Below are 15,015 nucleotides of genomic sequence, written 5' to 3' on the forward strand. Positions count from 1 at the left end.
AGGAGAATAAAGTGATGGAAAAAAGTGAATTGGGAATTATTATTAAATCTGAAAAAGTATTAAGCGAGTTAGAAACTGAAGCAAGAGCATTATATAATACTCATAAGGATATCTACTCAATAGAGCACAAACAAACAAGGGAATTGATTAAAGTAATATCCGCAGCAAGAAAAGATATTCTAGAAATCGGAAGTAAATTATTACCTGAAAGCGAATTTGATGTTTAGTAACATTAGTGATGAGACTATTTAAGTCTCTTTTTTTTAATAAAAGAGCAATTTTATAAAATGATTAAATAAATATATTGACAATTTAACAGAATCGATTTATAATATAATTAAATTAATATTAAAGGAGAGGTTAAAATGAAGAAATTAATCATCGCAAGCAGTATCGTATTAAGTTTATTATTTGGCACAGTTGTTGGGGCTTCGGTATCTGATTTACTCAATGCAAAAGAGGCACTAAAGGAAAATTATAAGAAAGAGTTTGAACAATTTGCAGAGGATTTTTACTTTAATGATTTACAATTTTACCAAGAGGAAAAAGTAGAAAAATTAGAGAGTGAATCAAGAAAATATTTTGATTCTAAAAAAGAAGAATATAAAAAGAAACAGTATGAAAAATTGGATAAAGAATATGAAAAAACATACGAAGAAATGAAAAAGTACATTGATGAATTATTAGATGGTAATAATAAGTAATTAAATTAATAACAATAGACAAGTTAATTTTTCTTGTCTATTGTTATAACAGTTAAAGGGGAGAATTACTGGATGTTTACGAACAATGTAGATTTTTATCCAACGCCAAACGCACTAATTAAAAAAATGCTTAATAAGATAGACTTTCGATATATCAATTCAGTTCTTGAGCCTTCTGCTGGACGTGGTGATTTAGTTGAAGAGATTAAAAAAGAATTCGATTTAACTAGAAGATATAGAAACACCAAAAAGTATGACATTGACACTATTGAAATAGACACTAGTCTACAACATATCCTAAAGGGTAAAGGCTATAGAATAGTTCATGATGATTTTTTGACTTATAACAGTTTCAAAAGGTATGATCTTATAATCGCTAATTTCCCATTTAGTCAAGGCGATAAACATTTATTAAAGGCAATAGAATTGCAACAGAAAGGCGGCAGAATTGTCGCTTTAATAAATGCTGATACTTTAAAAAATCCATATAGTAACATCAGGAAAGATTTAATCAGAAAACTAGAAGAGCATGATGCTGAAGTAGAGTTTATAGAAAAAGCCTTCCTTGACGCAGATAGAAAAACTGACGTAACGGTGGCACTAGTATACATAGATATACCAAAAAGTGAGTATAACAGTGTCATACTTAATGAACTGAGTAAAGAAGAGATACACCAAGAAAAAACATCAAACAATGATAAATTAATACATTCAGATTTCATTGAAGGAATTGTCCAACAATACAATTATGAGGTGAAAGCGGGGCTACGATTAATAGAAGAATATATGGCAATGTGTCCTTATATGTTGCGAAGTTTTAAGGGCGACAGTAATCCAGTATTAAAATTAGAACTTGAATACAAAGACGATGAATCATCTTTGGAAAATGCTTATATCAAGCAGATTCGCTCAAAATATTGGAATGCACTGTTTAGTAATGAGCAATTTATGGGATTGTTCACAAGTAATTTAAAAAGAAAATATATGGAGTTAGTGGGAGAATTAGAGGATTATGATTTTTCTTTTTATAACATTTACACTATACGGATTCAATTAAGCAAAGAGATGGTGCAAGGTGTGGAGGACACTATTCTAAATTTATTTGATGAGTTCAGCCATAAGCATTACTATGATGAGTCAAGTAAGAACGTGCATTTATATAATGGATGGCGAACGAATAAAGCATATAAGATAAATAAAAAAGTAATTATTCCTCTCAATGGATTTTACGATATTTCATATTCTTGGGGGAGATTTAATCCGACAAGTTATAGATGTATGGATAAATTACAAGATATAGAAAAAGTGTTCAACTATTTAGATGATGGCACAACTGAAGATATTGATTTAAAAGAATCGTTAAAATTTGCAGAGCACTATAACGACACAAAGAAAATCGAATTAAAATATTTCTATGTCTCATTCTACAAAAAGGGAACTTGCCATATTGAGTTCAAATATCCAGAATTACTACACAAGTTCAACCTATTTGGATCACAGAGAAAGGGTTGGCTGCCTCCTTCATATGGTAAATCACGATACAAAGATATGACCAGAGAAGAGAAGGAAGTCATCAATCAATTTGAAGGGGAGTCTTCATATAACAAAGTCATGAACAATCAATCATATTACCTTGTAAAGACTGAAGAACTATTAGCATTAACTTCATAATTAAATTAATATAACAGTGCAACAGAAAGCCTTATATGACTTTCTGCCTCTATCCAACATAACAGTGATCAACTGTAATCACCAGAGTAAAAGGGGCATATACATGAACTTGCTGGAAAAGCTAAAAGATAAAATCATCAAAGGTGAATACAGCAAAATAGCTGAATGCATCGAGAAAAAGGAAGAACAAGAAAAGAAGAAATAGGAGAGTAAGAATGATAAAGTTGATTAAATTTTTATTTTTAATGTTGTTACTGGTTGTTTTGTATTTATTGATTCAATTTCATTTCACTGTCATTTAACATAATAGATCGCCATTTGGATCGCTGGAGTTTCTGTGAATTTCTATATAACAGCCGATACAAAATATCACCGGAGAATTTTACGATAAACTCTACATTTTATTTTAAATAAATAATTAAATATATATTGAGTATTATTTAGTATTTTGGTATATTTGAAGTGGAAATATATTCATATGTCAGGAGGTGTTAATAAAATGAAAACTAGAATATTTGAAAACGGTTTAGTAGTTAAGCATCGTAAATCAGCCATTATCTTTGAAAATGCTAACGGTAAAAAAGAAAAAGAAGAACGTTTCTCTTTTGAATTTACTGAGGATGGATTCTTAGAATTTGCTCGATATATAGAGGAAATAGCAAATGAATCATGGTCAGGAGTTATACCAAAAGAAGCACATAGCACAGGTTCAGATTATGACGAATATTATGACCGGAAATATGATGATAACGGGAGTTTATATATTAAAGAGAATAGCATTTTAATAAAGGCTCCCTATTGGTCGATCGATACATTGTATCAATTCAATAAGCCAAAAATACAGTCGTTTATTTATGATTTGAGAAAAAAGTTGGAATATTTGCCACTGTAATCACCATAAATTAAAGTTTTCATATTAATAGAAAGAGGGAGCGAGAGTGGTAATAATAAAGGAAACTGATGAATTGAAATATTGCCCTTGTGGTATTCAAACTGACCAAGTAATTGTGTGGAACTTTAGTGGTTATCTTCATGAACAACCTATTTGCTGGACTTGTCAAAGAGAAATAAAAATAAAATAACATACAATAAAAGATGGATTTTAAAGGAAAATAAATCAATATATTGTGGTGATTTTGTATTATATATACTACATATAGTAGGAGGATGAATTAAATGATTAATTTAAAATTGAATGATGATATACCAACTATCCCTTATGAAATTTCATTATTTAACCTATTTTATTATGGGAAAGCATTAAATAAAGGTGAATTAGAAACTCTAAAAGATTATCTAGAGCGAGGAATCAAACAAGTAAACAAACAAATAGAAGAATTGGCAGAATTAGAGAAATGGACATTGTTAGGTAGGAAATATGGAGAATTACAAGAAGGTGATATTGTTTACATAAATTACGGTCATGATGTACCAGTTGGCTATTATGAAGTAACATTCACAAAAGACGATAAGAAAACAGATATAATGTGGCTAAAGAATGATAGAGATGGATGTTATAATGCAATGAATACTGATTTTGGAACAGCTAAATTAATTGTTGCTTCTCAAAATAGGTTTGATAAATAAGGAGGATTAACATGTATTACAAAATAACAATCAAAGCAAATGGAGTTACTGTTTGTGAAACATATGGTGATCGAACCAATATTGATACATTAAAGAAATTATTGGAAGTTGAAGAGGAATTAAACTATAAGAATGGTGAAATATATTTATATTGTAAGGAGTTGAATTGATGAGTAGTTTATTTTATACGAGCAAATCACATTCAAAAACAGTTGAATTGATACAAAAAATATTGAATGAAGCTAATAGAAAAAGAAACGGTACTCGAAAGGGAACAGATTTTTTAACGATTGAGAAAAATGCAATGACGGAATATCACATGGGATATATTATTGAAAAATTAGAAGAAAACGGTTTTGAGGTTAGATTAAGTCAGGGGAATAGTGCATTTAATTTAACAATTAAATGGGATAATAATCTGATTACGTCAAAAGAAACACTGCAAGAAATATATGAAGAGTTAAGTAAAGGAGATTTATTTAATTTGCTAACAGAAGCTATATCTCAAAAAGAAAAAGCAATTAACGCTTTAAAAGAAATAGAATCATTAACAATGAATCCTAGAGAGTATGAACCATCTATATATTCTATTAATCATATAGCAAGAGTAGCTTTGAATAAGAAAGGAAATTGAGAATGAGACAACCAAAATTTAGAGGTTTTGATCCATCGTCAAACGAATGGGTTTATGGATATGGGTGGCATAAAACTGATTACCCAGAAGATTTTCTTAAAAAAATTAAACAACCTAAGCAAGATGCGGTTTTATTTACTAAAACATTCCCGATAACTTGTGATATTGAATCTATGGGAGAGTTTACAGGTATCTTAGACACAAATGGTCGTGAAATTTATGAAGGTGATTTAGTGAGAGAAATATCAGACGGAGACATTTATAAAGTTATTTTTGAAGAAGGTGGATTTTACGTTAAATGTTTATCCATATATGATTTTCAGACAATAAATGAGTATTCATTAGAAGTGATTGGAAATGTCTATGAGAACAGTGAACTATTAGCAGAAAATGAAAAGGAGGGATTTTTGAATGAGTGAAACTAAAATTTCTTATTTTGATATTGCGGTGATTGTTTCAGGAATCGCATATGACAAGCAATTTACTACTATTGAGGAAGTATGTGACTATTTGATGGAAAATGAAAATTTTGTTGTTACTGTAGGTCGAAATGACTAATAATAACGTATCACAAGAGGAGGAGAAATGCATTGAAAATTAATGCCTATATAAAGAGATATGATATGACTTTACCTGTTTCGTTTATTGATTTTAAAAACAAAGAAGTTGAAATTGATTTAACAGACGGTAATGGTGATACAAGTAATTTTGGTTTTGATGAAGTTAAGTTATCAGTTAATGGTGATACAAGTGATGGATATCATACGTTTGACGAATTGTACTACCATAGAATGATGCTGTTTGCTGTAATTTGTAATCAGAATCGGTTGATTTCTTGGAAGTCTTGGAAACATGATGATGGGACAATGTATGATGATTATTTCATTGTGGGAATTGAAACTGATCAAGGTCATTACACTTATCATTATCATAAAGATTATTGGAAATTATTTGATGTAAAAGAATTAGATTTTGCTCCTAAATGGGATGGACATAAGCCAAGTGATATAACACGATTATTAACATTGGTAGGTTGGAATTGATGACAAAGAAAAAGAAATTAATGTTTCCTATGAAGTGTGACAAATGTGGTAAAGAACCATTGAGAGAAAATAGTGACAATTGGGAAGTAATTCAATTAAACTGTAATTGTGGTGGTAGAATTATCACTGATTTTAGTAAACCTTATTATGAATAATTGTAAATTTAGGGGTGTATAAAATGAATAAAGAAGTATTTGTAACATGTATAAACAATAAAGGATTTGAGAAGTTTCTTACCATAAATAAAGACTATAAATTAATAGCAAAGTATACAAATGAATATATTTTGTATGATGACCAAAGTACAGGTAAGTATCTGCAAAGTTTATTTGAAGAAAAGAGGATGAGTAGATATTGAAACCTAAGAAGATAGGAGATAAGTGGTATATAGAAACATACACTAAAGAATTCGGAAATGTATTACTAACAGAACGTAATATTCCTTTGCCTGTTCCAATAGCGTTTGACAAGGAAGAATATGCTTGGGAATATATCAAAGAAATTGAAGAGGTGAATTAAATTATGAAAATTTTCAAAGTTGGTGACATTGTACGAGAATTAGAAGAATTTACACTAGGTGAAGTTACAAAAATTGATTATGATTGTGGATTTGATGAAGTATGGGTGACGTTTGATGACCATTTGACAGATCATTGTTACTCTTCAAAAGAATTAAGATTAGTTTGTCCAGCGTACCAAAGATTTGATAAAGAGGAGCATCCAAGTGATTTTGATAGGCATATCCCGACAAATGAATTAATTGACAAGATTGCGTTGCGATTTGTAGACGAAGCTAAAAGGGTGTTTAATTTAAAATAGGAGGGTTAACAATGGATGAAACGCCAAAGGAAGTATTAGATGAATATGGAATAAGTGAAGTTATAGCCAGATATATAACAAGTTCTGAAGCAGAAGAAGTCTTAGATGAATATATTTATACTCCACTAAACAGAATTAACTTTTTACAAGAAAAAAATAAGCGACTGAAAGCATTTGTGGTTGACAATGAATTAGATTTATTACCTGAGTATAAGAATTATTTTGATTGTAGTTTTAGATGAAAATAACTTAAAAAGGAGGGCTACCCTTGAATTATCCAATGTATAATCGAGATTTTGACGTTATATATCAATGTTTGAGTGAATCAATCAGACGTACTGCTGATTGTTCTCATACTCATATTGATAATGAAAATGCTGTGGGAGATTTAATACACATGGCTGAAATTGTAATTAGGAATCTAAAAAGACTTGATCTTAGAGATGAGCTTACAGAGGAGGATTTATAGTATTGGTTTATAAAAACAAATCACATGAGAAAACAATGGATTTAATTAATGAAATGCTAAATTATGCAAACAATTTAAAGAAAGATAACCCAAATGTAATGGATGGTGTTGAACATTTGACAATTGATAAAAATCCTATGACAGAATATCATCTAGGTTATATAATTGAACAGTTACAGGAAAATAGATTTGATGTTGAATTCACAAACGGTATTAATTTCTTTCATTTTCATATATCATGGGGTGATAATAATGAAGTATAGTATATGGATCACTGCAAAAGGTGAGGAATTAACAATGTCACAAATGACAACAAAACATATTGAAAATTGTATAAATATGATTGAAAGAAGTCGTTTTGAAAACAACAGAGATTTGTATGAAGAATTACCCGAGCCACCATTGAAAACAACTGTAGATTATGAATTATATAAGCCGTATTTAAAAATATTTAAAGAAGAGTTAACAAGAAGGGAGAATTTATAATGACTATGAAAACTTTTAAAAAAAAGCTTAATGTTGAGGATATAGCTTTTACTGAAATTAAAATTGGTAATACCATAAAGTCTTTAGACAATGAAAATATAATGATTACGAATATTACAACAGTAAAGATTGAAGATGGATTTGTGTATATTGAAGGGTATGGTATGCCAATTGATATATAAAGTGATAAAGAAGTGAAAATGATCATGATTGGAGTTGGATAAATTGGAATGTCCAGAGTGTAAAGGGTCAATGTTATGGGATAAACTAATTAATGAAAGCTTTATCAAAAAATATATTTACAGATGTTCTCAGTACAGTATTGAAGTGATTAAAAGTTATACGATAAAGAGTAAAAAATAGTTATTTAAAGTGGTTATTTTATATAAATATTAGACTGATAGTGGTGAAAAAATGAAAATATATACAAAAGATGGATACTGGAAAGTTGAACTTGATGAAAGCGACAATTGGCAAGGTTCGACTTTTAATAATCCGTTACAGGTTAAGGAAGCACTATTGAGTAGTATTGAAAGAAATTTCAACAAAGAATTAATTAAATTAATAGAGTTAGGTATATTTAATAAATATAAATAAGATGGGTGTGAAGCAAGTGAATCAGAAAGAATATGAGTTAGGTAGATTTTTCTTTGAATTTCTTGATACAAGTATAACAAGTGGATGGTCATTAGGTGGAGCATTTGCACATGAGACTAAACAACGTATGACTGAGGATTATTCAAGACTTGAAGGAGATTTTAAGGAGTATTACTTATACATAACATTGTTTAAATGGCAATTTACATTTGGATATAGGACAAAATTAAGACCGTGGAAGGAAGAATTTTAATATAAAATTGTTGTATTATTGCAAATTAAATTTATATAGGAGGTTTTAAAGATGGGGAGAATATATAAAACAATTGAATTTAGAGCAGGTGACACAATAGAAGGAGCTGTAAGGGAACTACTAAGACACAAAGAAATAGGTTCTGTAGTTTGTGGACAATTTAATGGAGTTACTTTATATTCAGATACAGTAACGATGGATAGTGCGTATAAAGAGATTACAGGTAAAACTAAAGCAGAGTTTGATAAGGATCAGCAACAATGGAAAGAGGACTACGATAGGCGACAAAAGGAACATGAAGAACGTATTCCTGAACTTTCTAAAGTTTGGATGGAGAAGGGTAGAAAAATCTTATCAGAAGATAAATGGGAGTTTTGGGATGAGATTGTTCCTATCAGACTAGGTGACATATATCATGGAATGGAATTAGGAAACTGTTTGGATATTATAGAAATTCTAAATAACAATGGGTCACTTGATGAAGCGAAAGAAAAAATTGAAAATCAAGGTCATTCTGGTATGTCTTTCAGTTTGGTTTGTGCAATGGTTAAAGAATTTTCTGATAGAGGAAATGAATTTGTTGAGTATGTAAAATAAGTAATTCTAATGATGTGTAATTTTAAAATTAAATAACAAAGGAGAAAAAAGATGATTGATACGGATGAAATTTTAGATAGTATTTTCTGGTCTACTGCAAACGCACTGACAGACGGATATGACACTGAAAAAATACTATTATCACAAACTGTATACGATGCTTTCAAGGAGGAAAATGAAGAGGTTTTAGGAGCTGGAAATGGAGATTTTGATCGGCTATTAGTTTATCCAGTAGAGGTTAACAACGAGATTGAAGAATATATGGTTGTACTCAATAAATCAATTTACTGATAAAACGTAATTTTTATTGATTAAATAAATATGAAGGAGATAAAAATGAAACTACCTAAATTTAGAGTTTATGAACCATTAAACAAAAAGATGCATTATTTAGATTTTACTTTATATGAATTCAGTGGTGGCTTGAATAGCCATAAATTTGTATTACCTCCAAAACATCAAGGTATGCAAAATCCATACACAATGATGAATCTAGAAACTGTAGAAGTAATGCAATTTACTGGACTACATGACCGAGCAGGAAGTGAAATCTACATTGGAGATGTTGTCCAACTAGGTAATTATGAGCAGCCCTATGAAGTTATGGTCAATGATTATATGCAAATACCTGTTATTGATAATGATTTAGGACAGGAAAATTTATTTAAAATCCATAAGAATTGTAGAGTAATAGGAAATATTTATGATATGCCTGATTGGAATTTTTAAAAGAAAGGAATTAAATAAAAAGTGAAAGTCGATTACAAAGGATTTGAAATAAATGTTGAACGTGAAAAGGCATTAGGTGGTTGGGATTCTACATATTATACAGTCATGGAAAAAAAGAATGGTTTCTTTTTAGTTGATAGTTTCAGCGATTCTAATGATACAGTTAGAGAATGGATTAAAGATTTGAAGAAAAGGGTAGATGAATATTTGGAGAATCTCGAAGAGTGGGAGGATTAATTATGAGTGAGTATACAAAAGAAGACATTAAAAACATTATTGAAGACTTAGAAATTGAATTAAAACAATGTAATTCTGATTTTGGATACTGGAGCATTCAGAACGAGTTGAATTATTGGAGACAACGGTTATATTGGGAGGAATCAAAACTGTATCAATGAATAAAATACACAATTTAATATGATTTAGAGGTGAATATTATTGAAATACTATGGTACAGTCTTAAATAGCTTTCACATACCAAAAGAGATTCAAGATAAATTCAATTTAAAAAGTAATCATAATCAATATAGAATAGTTTTTAAAGCAAAATCTAGAGCTGCTGCAAATAGGAAAGCAAAAGAAATACTTAACTGTGCAAGAGATGTGTTTCGTCCTGATTACACAAGTGAAACTGGTAATAATATAGAACTTGAAATGTGCGATAAGTATGATGAAATTATAGGAAAACTCCAAAACTTTGGAGAGTTTCATGATTTAAAACTTATTGTTGATGAAATTAAAAAATTTAAGGAGCAAACAAAATGAAAACTCTGTTTGATTAGAATTGAGGTGTGAAATATGGATTATTTGGAGGCATTAGAAAGATTATTAGATGGTACGGAACGTGGAGTGGACATGATCCTAATCTAACAGGCACAGAAATTAAAGCAATTCAATGGGCAAAAGATAAATTGGTAATTATTCAAGAGTATTATCCTGAGTTATTCCAATAGTACATGTTTTTAAAAAATTATTTGCATAAGGTGGTTAATGATGAACATAACTAAAGAAACTCTCAAACAATTAAGAAAAACACAGCAAAAATCAAACTATGGAAGTCAAGCTCAAGCAATGTTTGTTGATGGACTCTTCAATTATGGGAATTGGAATGGGGGAGATGGGTTAATTAGACAGTATTTTTCAAAGTATAATGAAAATAGTATATTCTGTGATACAAAAGTTACTGACATTGATTTCTTACATAATGAGATTCATTTTTGGGGAGACATTATTATTACTCATTCATGGTACGAAGAGCGAAACTATGCGACTATTACGTTTGCTGGAACATGTGAAACAAATGGTATTTTAAATCCAGTAGACTATAAGTTTGAAGATGTTGCTTTCTTTACATGGTATAAAAGCAGAGGAACTACTGAATCAGCTAAGTATAATGGTAAACGAATGACAGAGGATCAATATTTATTTGTTCTAAATGCTCTACAGGAGACAGGATTTAAATTCGATTTAGATAAGATAAAACCTGCGTTTTAAAGTAATTAAAATAATAATTGGAGGGATATTGAATGAAACAAATTTATAAATCAATTGATGGGCAAATTTTCGATAAGGAAAAAGATTGTTTAGTACATGAATTTAACTTAAAGGGTGGATCTGAAAATTTTAAATCTACTGTTAAAGCAGCGGTAGATGAAGTCAAAAAATTGACCGGTTTAGATATCAAAATTAAAGAAGTAGATGCTAACATAGAGTGGGATGGAGATCCTAATAGTGATATAATGCGCTTTATAGAACGACAGGAAGTCCATTTAATAGTTTACAAAGATGGGGTACAAAGAGGTGAAGAGTATAATCGAGGTTCTGATGGTAACTACTACACAAAAGAAAATTTAATTGAGGAGCTAATTAAAGAATATCATACACCCTATTTAAAAATTCATGAAGGAATAATTGGAGAAAGTAATGAGGGTGAATGGTGTCCTGAAGGTTATGCGATAGATGGGATTAATGTAAATGACATCTTAAAATCAAACTATGGTAAGCGAATTAGAATTGAAATATTAGAATAATGGAAAAACCGAACACTTCAGTAGGTGTATGGAATATTAGAATACTTCTAACAAACAAATGGAACTAATCAGCAAAAAGTTCCATTTGTTTGTTATTTTTATTATTTAAACCCTTTACATTAACAAATTAAATATATATAATATACTTAAGGGAATGAAATGAAGGTATGAAAACTTTGACATTTAATCTAGATTGTGAACTCAATGAAAATGGTGAATGGATTAAGAAAAACACTGTTATAGTAGTTTCTGATAACGAATTTTACTTAAACAGATATGAAAATACTATACCGGTAATCATTACAGAAGGGTATAATTGTAGGGGAAAGAAGAGATTACATTTGAGCCCATATGTAGAGTGGTTCATGAAGGAATCCTTTGTGAGAGTATAAACAGGAGGAATAAAAGTGGAGTGTAAATTTTGTGGCAATAAAACAGACAAGGAATATGATCCATATCCGAATGTTTGTGAGAGTTGTTTCGATGAAATAAATATGGAAGATCCTTTCGGTGGTAATTGGATAGGTCATGAATAAAATGAAAGTCACCTTTGAATTGAAATTGGGAGGAGAAAAGAATGAAAGATTTTGATGATGTTAGAAATGAACTTAAAGAGGAAGATCCATCATTATTCTTTATACTAGAAATTACAGGGAAACTATTGGCGGCGAGACAAAGAAAAGAAATATCTCAACGTGAGCTATCAAGAATGACGGGGGTTGCACAAAAAACAATATCAAGAATAGAAAGTGGGATCGATGTTCCGACAATTGAAACACTTGGAAAGCTGGCACATGCTTTAGGGATGAAAATAACTATTGTTGAAGACAGGGAATAAATTAAAATTTCCCTTTTAAATAAAAATTTGGAGGTAATCATAATGATAGTAAATCAAGAAAGAGAAAAAACAGCTCAGCAAATTGCAGGTATTTTAAATAACTGTGAAATGCTTCTTGGATTGGATATAGAAAAAAGAGTTGATAAATATTCACTCTTTATTAAAACAGATCAGCTAAGTGTTGAATATAAAGAGTTTACTAAAGACGGCATGGAATGGTTATTAAGTAAACTAAAAGACTATGTAGTCAATAAAGATGATATTGATGAGTTACTTGAGGAAATTGACTTTATATAAAACTTCTCTTTAAAGAAGATATGGAGGAAAAGTTATGAACATAGAAATTTTTAAGTTACTAAAGGAATATAATTCACTAGAAAACGACCTTTATTTTAATCTTACTGACGAAATTGGATTAGAGCCTGAGAAAGTAGATGGATTGTTGGATGGGTTTACAGATCTTTATGAGCGAACATTAAGACTAGGAAAGTATCTTGATGAGGAGTCGTATGTAGGTAAAGAAACTCATCTAACTAAAAAATATAATAGTTTTGATTCCTATACAAGATTGAATGTTATTTACATGTACGAAAATGGATTCGCTTTATGCAAAACTACATCTGGTTTGATTGAACTTGTACCTAAAGAATATTTGTTTGAGTTTTATTAGAATAAATTATGTCTTTTATGAGAGGGGATTAATATGAAAAATGTAAAATATGCAAAAGGCTCTTGGATGGAAAAGGAGATCAAAGATAAATTACATACGTACTTATATCATCAAGAACAGATTAAGAAACATGAAGAAGAGATGAAAAAGATAGTGGATTCCATAGAGAATTCAATTGAGGGATATCATTTAGAATATAAAGAAATTGAAGAGTTCTTAAAAGAACATTCAGAGCGTAATCAAAGAATGAGGCAATATGGACACCGATTTCCAATAGTTGAAGATATACTACAATGAAGTTTCTCTTTCATTGGAGAGGAAAGGATGTTAGATGATGTATAGATTATGTTGGATTCCTACAGGGTGGAATACTCCAGAAATGTATAGAGGTGTTCCACATGCTGCGAATTTTAAAACGTTGGAAGATTTAAAGAGAGTAATGAGGAATTGCATATATAATGGTGAGCGGATTGAAGATAAAAATGGAAATAAAATTGATATTGATTTAATAGAAATTTGTGTAAGTCTATAAGACATATCTTTTAAAAGAAAGGGAGAGAAGGAAAAATGGATAGAAATTTAATTAGACAAACAATAGTTGAAATGATTAAGAGTGGAGACTTACAAATTGAAACTAGCTTTTCTCAAGGCAATTATTCAGACAAATTAATTACTACCGTTTACTACTGCGATGAAAGTATGGATAGTCGGGAAGTCATTCAAGAAAATAAGTATAGATTGAATGAAAAACTATGAATAAATATAGAGCAATCTATTATAACGGTTTGGAAAATGGGGAAGAGATTATTGAAGCTGTTGATGCTCAACAGGCTAGTAGCATTGCTTTTAAAAAGTATGGGATAAGATTAATGAGAATCTTATAGATGAAGTCTTAAATAAAACAAGTATTTGATTGAGAATTTAAAGGAGGTTTAATAATGGAAAATATGAAAGAATTAATTAAATCAACTATTGTGGAAATGATTAAGGATGGGGATTTGCAATTTGAAACAACTATTAAAAATAGAAATTATGGAAAACGAATAGTAACTAAAATTTATCATTGTCCAGAATTTGGACAAAAGGAATTAATTCAAATGTTTAAAGAGGATATTAGTTCAAAAGTGTTTTAGATAAAACGAATATTTTACTTCAAAAGGAGAGTTATTATGAGAATTAATCAGGTTTTTGCATATTTCAATGAGAGAGATTTAATGTTTAGAAGTATGAGAGAAATTTTGGAAGATGGCATTCAATTAGCTACACTAGAAGAAGTTATTGATTATTACATTCAAACTGGAAATACATTAGAAAATGAGGATGAATTTGTGATAACAACTGATGGTAGTTTTTATTTTGAGGATGGAGATTATAGAAAATTACAGTAAATCGAATACTTGATCATAAAACTGAGGTGATTAATTGGAAGTATATCAAGTAATATTCAATGGTGTACCAATAAGCAAAAGTAATCCAGCATGGGAGACAATATATTTACCTAGATGGATTACTTTTAAGGTCAAGAATCAAATAGACTTATATGAGAAAATAGATAATTATATTATTGAAACAGGTATTCGTTTTAGTAGTTATGAAATAGATTTAATAAAATGACAATTTAATCGTAATTTGATAGGGGAGAGAATAGTAATGAAAATAAAAATAAACGCAGTGAGCTGGAAACTTTTAAAATACATGAATGTTCTAAGCAAGTATAACTTTACTGGTAATGGGGAACAGGGAACAATTGAAATCATTTCACTAGAAGAGTTATTTAACTTAACCGAAGATCTTGGTCATTCTTTAATAATAAATAAAGATTCAGATGAGTTTAAAGTAACTATTTTCGATGATTATTTATGATCAAATAACTATTTCATTAACTAAA

Annotated in this window: 39 protein-coding genes; all 39 read left to right on the plus strand. The window is 29.6% G+C overall.

What is annotated here, in order from left to right; all coding sequences use genetic code 11:
- Positions 1-14 precede the first annotated feature (14 nt).
- Positions 15-227, plus strand: a complete 213-nt coding sequence (locus FCJ93_RS07745) for a hypothetical protein (protein WP_137743296.1) — start codon at positions 15-17, stop codon at positions 225-227.
- A gap of 138 nt (positions 228-365) precedes the next feature.
- Positions 366-704: a hypothetical protein gene (locus FCJ93_RS07750; RefSeq protein ID WP_137743297.1), complete on the plus strand. Its 339-nt coding sequence runs from the start codon at positions 366-368 to the stop codon at positions 702-704.
- A 72-nt stretch (positions 705-776) separates the two neighbouring features.
- A complete protein-coding gene (locus tag FCJ93_RS07755) occupies positions 777-2,375 on the plus strand; it encodes a DUF4942 domain-containing protein (RefSeq protein ID WP_137743298.1) in 1,599 nt (532 codons plus the stop codon).
- Between the two features lie 499 nt (positions 2,376-2,874).
- Positions 2,875-3,267: a hypothetical protein gene (locus FCJ93_RS07760; protein WP_137743299.1), complete on the plus strand. Its 393-nt coding sequence runs from the start codon at positions 2,875-2,877 to the stop codon at positions 3,265-3,267.
- Between the two features lie 284 nt (positions 3,268-3,551).
- Positions 3,552-3,962: a hypothetical protein gene (locus FCJ93_RS07765; protein WP_137743300.1), complete on the plus strand. Its 411-nt coding sequence runs from the start codon at positions 3,552-3,554 to the stop codon at positions 3,960-3,962.
- Between the two features lie 11 nt (positions 3,963-3,973).
- Positions 3,974-4,132: a hypothetical protein gene (locus FCJ93_RS24850; protein WP_170211239.1), complete on the plus strand. Its 159-nt coding sequence runs from the start codon at positions 3,974-3,976 to the stop codon at positions 4,130-4,132.
- A complete protein-coding gene (locus tag FCJ93_RS07770; RefSeq protein ID WP_137743301.1) occupies positions 4,132-4,596 on the plus strand; it encodes a hypothetical protein in 465 nt (154 codons plus the stop codon). The genes FCJ93_RS24850 and FCJ93_RS07770 overlap by 1 nt, the downstream gene beginning before the upstream one ends.
- Positions 4,597-4,598: 2 nt before the next feature.
- The gene (locus tag FCJ93_RS07775) at positions 4,599-5,015 is read left to right on the plus strand and encodes a YopX family protein (protein WP_137743302.1); all 417 of its coding nucleotides are present in this window, start codon (positions 4,599-4,601) and stop codon (positions 5,013-5,015) included.
- On the plus strand, positions 5,008-5,154 hold the full coding sequence (locus tag FCJ93_RS24855) for a hypothetical protein (RefSeq protein WP_170211240.1): 147 nt from the start codon (positions 5,008-5,010) through the stop codon (positions 5,152-5,154). Before FCJ93_RS07775 ends, FCJ93_RS24855 begins: the two co-directional genes overlap by 8 nt.
- Positions 5,155-5,186: 32 nt before the next feature.
- A complete protein-coding gene (locus FCJ93_RS25230) occupies positions 5,187-5,639 on the plus strand; it encodes a WDGH domain-containing protein (protein WP_211344101.1) in 453 nt (150 codons plus the stop codon).
- Between the two features lie 178 nt (positions 5,640-5,817).
- Positions 5,818-5,997: a hypothetical protein gene (locus FCJ93_RS07785; RefSeq protein ID WP_137743303.1), complete on the plus strand. Its 180-nt coding sequence runs from the start codon at positions 5,818-5,820 to the stop codon at positions 5,995-5,997.
- Positions 5,994-6,158, plus strand: a complete 165-nt coding sequence (locus FCJ93_RS24860) for a hypothetical protein (RefSeq protein ID WP_170211241.1) — start codon at positions 5,994-5,996, stop codon at positions 6,156-6,158. Before FCJ93_RS07785 ends, FCJ93_RS24860 begins: the two co-directional genes overlap by 4 nt.
- A 3-nt stretch (positions 6,159-6,161) precedes the next feature.
- Positions 6,162-6,458: a hypothetical protein gene (locus tag FCJ93_RS07790; protein WP_137743304.1), complete on the plus strand. Its 297-nt coding sequence runs from the start codon at positions 6,162-6,164 to the stop codon at positions 6,456-6,458.
- A gap of 11 nt (positions 6,459-6,469) precedes the next feature.
- Positions 6,470-6,700, plus strand: coding sequence for a COG5 family protein (locus FCJ93_RS07795; protein ID WP_137743305.1), 231 nt, complete (start codon positions 6,470-6,472; stop codon positions 6,698-6,700).
- A 26-nt stretch (positions 6,701-6,726) separates the two neighbouring features.
- Positions 6,727-6,927, plus strand: a complete 201-nt coding sequence (locus tag FCJ93_RS07800) for a hypothetical protein (protein ID WP_137743306.1) — start codon at positions 6,727-6,729, stop codon at positions 6,925-6,927.
- Positions 6,928-6,929: 2 nt separating this feature from the next.
- A complete protein-coding gene (locus tag FCJ93_RS07805; protein WP_137743307.1) occupies positions 6,930-7,190 on the plus strand; it encodes a hypothetical protein in 261 nt (86 codons plus the stop codon).
- Positions 7,180-7,413 carry a hypothetical protein gene (locus FCJ93_RS07810; protein WP_137743308.1) on the plus strand — a complete coding sequence of 78 codons (234 nt, stop codon included), beginning with the start codon at positions 7,180-7,182 and terminating at the stop codon, positions 7,411-7,413. Before FCJ93_RS07805 ends, FCJ93_RS07810 begins: the two co-directional genes overlap by 11 nt.
- A complete protein-coding gene (locus tag FCJ93_RS07815; protein WP_137743309.1) occupies positions 7,413-7,595 on the plus strand; it encodes a hypothetical protein in 183 nt (60 codons plus the stop codon). The genes FCJ93_RS07810 and FCJ93_RS07815 overlap by 1 nt, the downstream gene beginning before the upstream one ends.
- Before the next feature lie 232 nt (positions 7,596-7,827).
- Positions 7,828-8,010 (plus strand): hypothetical protein, encoded by a 183-nt coding sequence (locus FCJ93_RS07820; RefSeq protein ID WP_137743310.1) that lies wholly within the window; start codon positions 7,828-7,830, stop codon positions 8,008-8,010.
- A gap of 16 nt (positions 8,011-8,026) precedes the next feature.
- Positions 8,027-8,263: a hypothetical protein gene (locus FCJ93_RS07825; RefSeq protein WP_137743311.1), complete on the plus strand. Its 237-nt coding sequence runs from the start codon at positions 8,027-8,029 to the stop codon at positions 8,261-8,263.
- A gap of 51 nt (positions 8,264-8,314) precedes the next feature.
- Complete coding sequence (locus FCJ93_RS07830) at positions 8,315-8,860, plus strand: hypothetical protein (RefSeq protein WP_137743312.1); 546 nt, start codon at positions 8,315-8,317, stop codon at positions 8,858-8,860.
- A 51-nt stretch (positions 8,861-8,911) separates the two neighbouring features.
- A complete protein-coding gene (locus FCJ93_RS07835) occupies positions 8,912-9,151 on the plus strand; it encodes a hypothetical protein (protein WP_137743313.1) in 240 nt (79 codons plus the stop codon).
- A 45-nt stretch (positions 9,152-9,196) separates the two neighbouring features.
- Positions 9,197-9,589 carry a YopX family protein gene (locus FCJ93_RS07840; RefSeq protein WP_170211242.1) on the plus strand — a complete coding sequence of 131 codons (393 nt, stop codon included), beginning with the start codon at positions 9,197-9,199 and terminating at the stop codon, positions 9,587-9,589.
- A gap of 21 nt (positions 9,590-9,610) precedes the next feature.
- Positions 9,611-9,826, plus strand: coding sequence for a hypothetical protein (locus FCJ93_RS07845; RefSeq protein WP_137743315.1), 216 nt, complete (start codon positions 9,611-9,613; stop codon positions 9,824-9,826).
- A 2-nt stretch (positions 9,827-9,828) separates the two neighbouring features.
- Entirely contained in the window at positions 9,829-9,987 is a 159-nt protein-coding gene (locus tag FCJ93_RS24865; RefSeq protein WP_170211243.1) for a hypothetical protein, read from the plus strand.
- 40 nt (positions 9,988-10,027) lie between these two features.
- Positions 10,028-10,354 carry a hypothetical protein gene (locus tag FCJ93_RS07850; protein ID WP_137743316.1) on the plus strand — a complete coding sequence of 109 codons (327 nt, stop codon included), beginning with the start codon at positions 10,028-10,030 and terminating at the stop codon, positions 10,352-10,354.
- A gap of 228 nt (positions 10,355-10,582) precedes the next feature.
- Positions 10,583-11,083: a hypothetical protein gene (locus tag FCJ93_RS07855; protein WP_137743317.1), complete on the plus strand. Its 501-nt coding sequence runs from the start codon at positions 10,583-10,585 to the stop codon at positions 11,081-11,083.
- A gap of 32 nt (positions 11,084-11,115) precedes the next feature.
- Entirely contained in the window at positions 11,116-11,619 is a 504-nt protein-coding gene (locus tag FCJ93_RS07860) for a hypothetical protein (RefSeq protein WP_137743318.1), read from the plus strand.
- 407 nt (positions 11,620-12,026) lie between these two features.
- On the plus strand, positions 12,027-12,155 hold the full coding sequence (locus FCJ93_RS25640; RefSeq protein ID WP_268951576.1) for a hypothetical protein: 129 nt from the start codon (positions 12,027-12,029) through the stop codon (positions 12,153-12,155).
- A gap of 41 nt (positions 12,156-12,196) precedes the next feature.
- A complete protein-coding gene (locus FCJ93_RS07865) occupies positions 12,197-12,457 on the plus strand; it encodes a helix-turn-helix domain-containing protein (RefSeq protein WP_137743319.1) in 261 nt (86 codons plus the stop codon).
- Positions 12,458-12,499: 42 nt separating this feature from the next.
- On the plus strand, positions 12,500-12,754 hold the full coding sequence (locus FCJ93_RS07870) for a hypothetical protein (RefSeq protein WP_137743320.1): 255 nt from the start codon (positions 12,500-12,502) through the stop codon (positions 12,752-12,754).
- 34 nt (positions 12,755-12,788) lie between these two features.
- Positions 12,789-13,127, plus strand: a complete 339-nt coding sequence (locus FCJ93_RS07875) for a hypothetical protein (protein ID WP_137743321.1) — start codon at positions 12,789-12,791, stop codon at positions 13,125-13,127.
- 33 nt (positions 13,128-13,160) lie between these two features.
- Positions 13,161-13,424 carry a hypothetical protein gene (locus FCJ93_RS07880; RefSeq protein ID WP_137743322.1) on the plus strand — a complete coding sequence of 88 codons (264 nt, stop codon included), beginning with the start codon at positions 13,161-13,163 and terminating at the stop codon, positions 13,422-13,424.
- 37 nt (positions 13,425-13,461) lie between these two features.
- Complete coding sequence (locus FCJ93_RS07885; RefSeq protein ID WP_211344095.1) at positions 13,462-13,659, plus strand: hypothetical protein; 198 nt, start codon at positions 13,462-13,464, stop codon at positions 13,657-13,659.
- A 35-nt stretch (positions 13,660-13,694) separates the two neighbouring features.
- Positions 13,695-13,883, plus strand: coding sequence for a hypothetical protein (locus FCJ93_RS07890; protein ID WP_137743324.1), 189 nt, complete (start codon positions 13,695-13,697; stop codon positions 13,881-13,883).
- On the plus strand, positions 13,880-14,011 hold the full coding sequence (locus FCJ93_RS25645) for a hypothetical protein (protein ID WP_268951577.1): 132 nt from the start codon (positions 13,880-13,882) through the stop codon (positions 14,009-14,011). Before FCJ93_RS07890 ends, FCJ93_RS25645 begins: the two co-directional genes overlap by 4 nt.
- A 54-nt stretch (positions 14,012-14,065) precedes the next feature.
- Complete coding sequence (locus FCJ93_RS07895; protein WP_137743325.1) at positions 14,066-14,260, plus strand: RNA-binding protein; 195 nt, start codon at positions 14,066-14,068, stop codon at positions 14,258-14,260.
- A 36-nt stretch (positions 14,261-14,296) separates the two neighbouring features.
- Positions 14,297-14,515 (plus strand): hypothetical protein, encoded by a 219-nt coding sequence (locus tag FCJ93_RS07900; protein ID WP_137743326.1) that lies wholly within the window; start codon positions 14,297-14,299, stop codon positions 14,513-14,515.
- 262 nt (positions 14,516-14,777) lie between these two features.
- Positions 14,778-14,990: a hypothetical protein gene (locus FCJ93_RS07905; RefSeq protein WP_137743327.1), complete on the plus strand. Its 213-nt coding sequence runs from the start codon at positions 14,778-14,780 to the stop codon at positions 14,988-14,990.
- Positions 14,991-15,015: the final 25 nt, after the last annotated feature.

It is taken from the genome of Robertmurraya siralis, from assembly GCF_005502275.1.
In the GTDB taxonomy this organism is placed as follows: domain Bacteria; phylum Bacillota; class Bacilli; order Bacillales; family Cytobacillaceae; genus Robertmurraya; species Robertmurraya siralis.

What these genes read in the sequence shown, in the direction of transcription:
- FCJ93_RS07745 (WP_137743296.1), top strand. Translation starts at nt 15, where the DNA reads ATGGAAAAAAGTGAATTGGGAATTATTATTAAATCTGAAAAAGTATTA.
- FCJ93_RS07750 (WP_137743297.1), top strand. Translation starts at nt 366, where the DNA reads ATGAAGAAATTAATCATCGCAAGCAGTATCGTATTAAGTTTATTATTT.
- FCJ93_RS07755 (WP_137743298.1), top strand. Translation starts at nt 777, where the DNA reads ATGTTTACGAACAATGTAGATTTTTATCCAACGCCAAACGCACTAATT.
- FCJ93_RS07760 (WP_137743299.1), top strand. Translation starts at nt 2,875, where the DNA reads ATGAAAACTAGAATATTTGAAAACGGTTTAGTAGTTAAGCATCGTAAA.
- FCJ93_RS07765 (WP_137743300.1), top strand. Translation starts at nt 3,552, where the DNA reads ATGATTAATTTAAAATTGAATGATGATATACCAACTATCCCTTATGAA.
- FCJ93_RS24850 (WP_170211239.1), top strand. Translation starts at nt 3,974, where the DNA reads ATGTATTACAAAATAACAATCAAAGCAAATGGAGTTACTGTTTGTGAA.
- FCJ93_RS07770 (WP_137743301.1), top strand. Translation starts at nt 4,132, where the DNA reads ATGAGTAGTTTATTTTATACGAGCAAATCACATTCAAAAACAGTTGAA.
- FCJ93_RS07775 (WP_137743302.1), top strand. Translation starts at nt 4,599, where the DNA reads ATGAGACAACCAAAATTTAGAGGTTTTGATCCATCGTCAAACGAATGG.
- FCJ93_RS24855 (WP_170211240.1), top strand. Translation starts at nt 5,008, where the DNA reads ATGAGTGAAACTAAAATTTCTTATTTTGATATTGCGGTGATTGTTTCA.
- FCJ93_RS07785 (WP_137743303.1), top strand. Translation starts at nt 5,818, where the DNA reads ATGAATAAAGAAGTATTTGTAACATGTATAAACAATAAAGGATTTGAG.
- FCJ93_RS07790 (WP_137743304.1), top strand. Translation starts at nt 6,162, where the DNA reads ATGAAAATTTTCAAAGTTGGTGACATTGTACGAGAATTAGAAGAATTT.
- FCJ93_RS07795 (WP_137743305.1), top strand. Translation starts at nt 6,470, where the DNA reads ATGGATGAAACGCCAAAGGAAGTATTAGATGAATATGGAATAAGTGAA.
- FCJ93_RS07810 (WP_137743308.1), top strand. Translation starts at nt 7,180, where the DNA reads ATGAAGTATAGTATATGGATCACTGCAAAAGGTGAGGAATTAACAATG.
- FCJ93_RS07815 (WP_137743309.1), top strand. Translation starts at nt 7,413, where the DNA reads ATGACTATGAAAACTTTTAAAAAAAAGCTTAATGTTGAGGATATAGCT.
- FCJ93_RS07820 (WP_137743310.1), top strand. Translation starts at nt 7,828, where the DNA reads ATGAAAATATATACAAAAGATGGATACTGGAAAGTTGAACTTGATGAA.
- FCJ93_RS07830 (WP_137743312.1), top strand. Translation starts at nt 8,315, where the DNA reads ATGGGGAGAATATATAAAACAATTGAATTTAGAGCAGGTGACACAATA.
- FCJ93_RS07835 (WP_137743313.1), top strand. Translation starts at nt 8,912, where the DNA reads ATGATTGATACGGATGAAATTTTAGATAGTATTTTCTGGTCTACTGCA.
- FCJ93_RS07840 (WP_170211242.1), top strand. Translation starts at nt 9,197, where the DNA reads ATGAAACTACCTAAATTTAGAGTTTATGAACCATTAAACAAAAAGATG.
- FCJ93_RS24865 (WP_170211243.1), top strand. Translation starts at nt 9,829, where the DNA reads ATGAGTGAGTATACAAAAGAAGACATTAAAAACATTATTGAAGACTTA.
- FCJ93_RS07855 (WP_137743317.1), top strand. Translation starts at nt 10,583, where the DNA reads ATGAACATAACTAAAGAAACTCTCAAACAATTAAGAAAAACACAGCAA.
- FCJ93_RS07860 (WP_137743318.1), top strand. Translation starts at nt 11,116, where the DNA reads ATGAAACAAATTTATAAATCAATTGATGGGCAAATTTTCGATAAGGAA.
- FCJ93_RS07865 (WP_137743319.1), top strand. Translation starts at nt 12,197, where the DNA reads ATGAAAGATTTTGATGATGTTAGAAATGAACTTAAAGAGGAAGATCCA.
- FCJ93_RS07870 (WP_137743320.1), top strand. Translation starts at nt 12,500, where the DNA reads ATGATAGTAAATCAAGAAAGAGAAAAAACAGCTCAGCAAATTGCAGGT.
- FCJ93_RS07875 (WP_137743321.1), top strand. Translation starts at nt 12,789, where the DNA reads ATGAACATAGAAATTTTTAAGTTACTAAAGGAATATAATTCACTAGAA.
- FCJ93_RS07880 (WP_137743322.1), top strand. Translation starts at nt 13,161, where the DNA reads ATGAAAAATGTAAAATATGCAAAAGGCTCTTGGATGGAAAAGGAGATC.
- FCJ93_RS07885 (WP_211344095.1), top strand. Translation starts at nt 13,462, where the DNA reads ATGTATAGATTATGTTGGATTCCTACAGGGTGGAATACTCCAGAAATG.
- FCJ93_RS07890 (WP_137743324.1), top strand. Translation starts at nt 13,695, where the DNA reads ATGGATAGAAATTTAATTAGACAAACAATAGTTGAAATGATTAAGAGT.
- FCJ93_RS25645 (WP_268951577.1), top strand. Translation starts at nt 13,880, where the DNA reads ATGAATAAATATAGAGCAATCTATTATAACGGTTTGGAAAATGGGGAA.
- FCJ93_RS07895 (WP_137743325.1), top strand. Translation starts at nt 14,066, where the DNA reads ATGGAAAATATGAAAGAATTAATTAAATCAACTATTGTGGAAATGATT.
- FCJ93_RS07900 (WP_137743326.1), top strand. Translation starts at nt 14,297, where the DNA reads ATGAGAATTAATCAGGTTTTTGCATATTTCAATGAGAGAGATTTAATG.
- FCJ93_RS07905 (WP_137743327.1), top strand. Translation starts at nt 14,778, where the DNA reads ATGAAAATAAAAATAAACGCAGTGAGCTGGAAACTTTTAAAATACATG.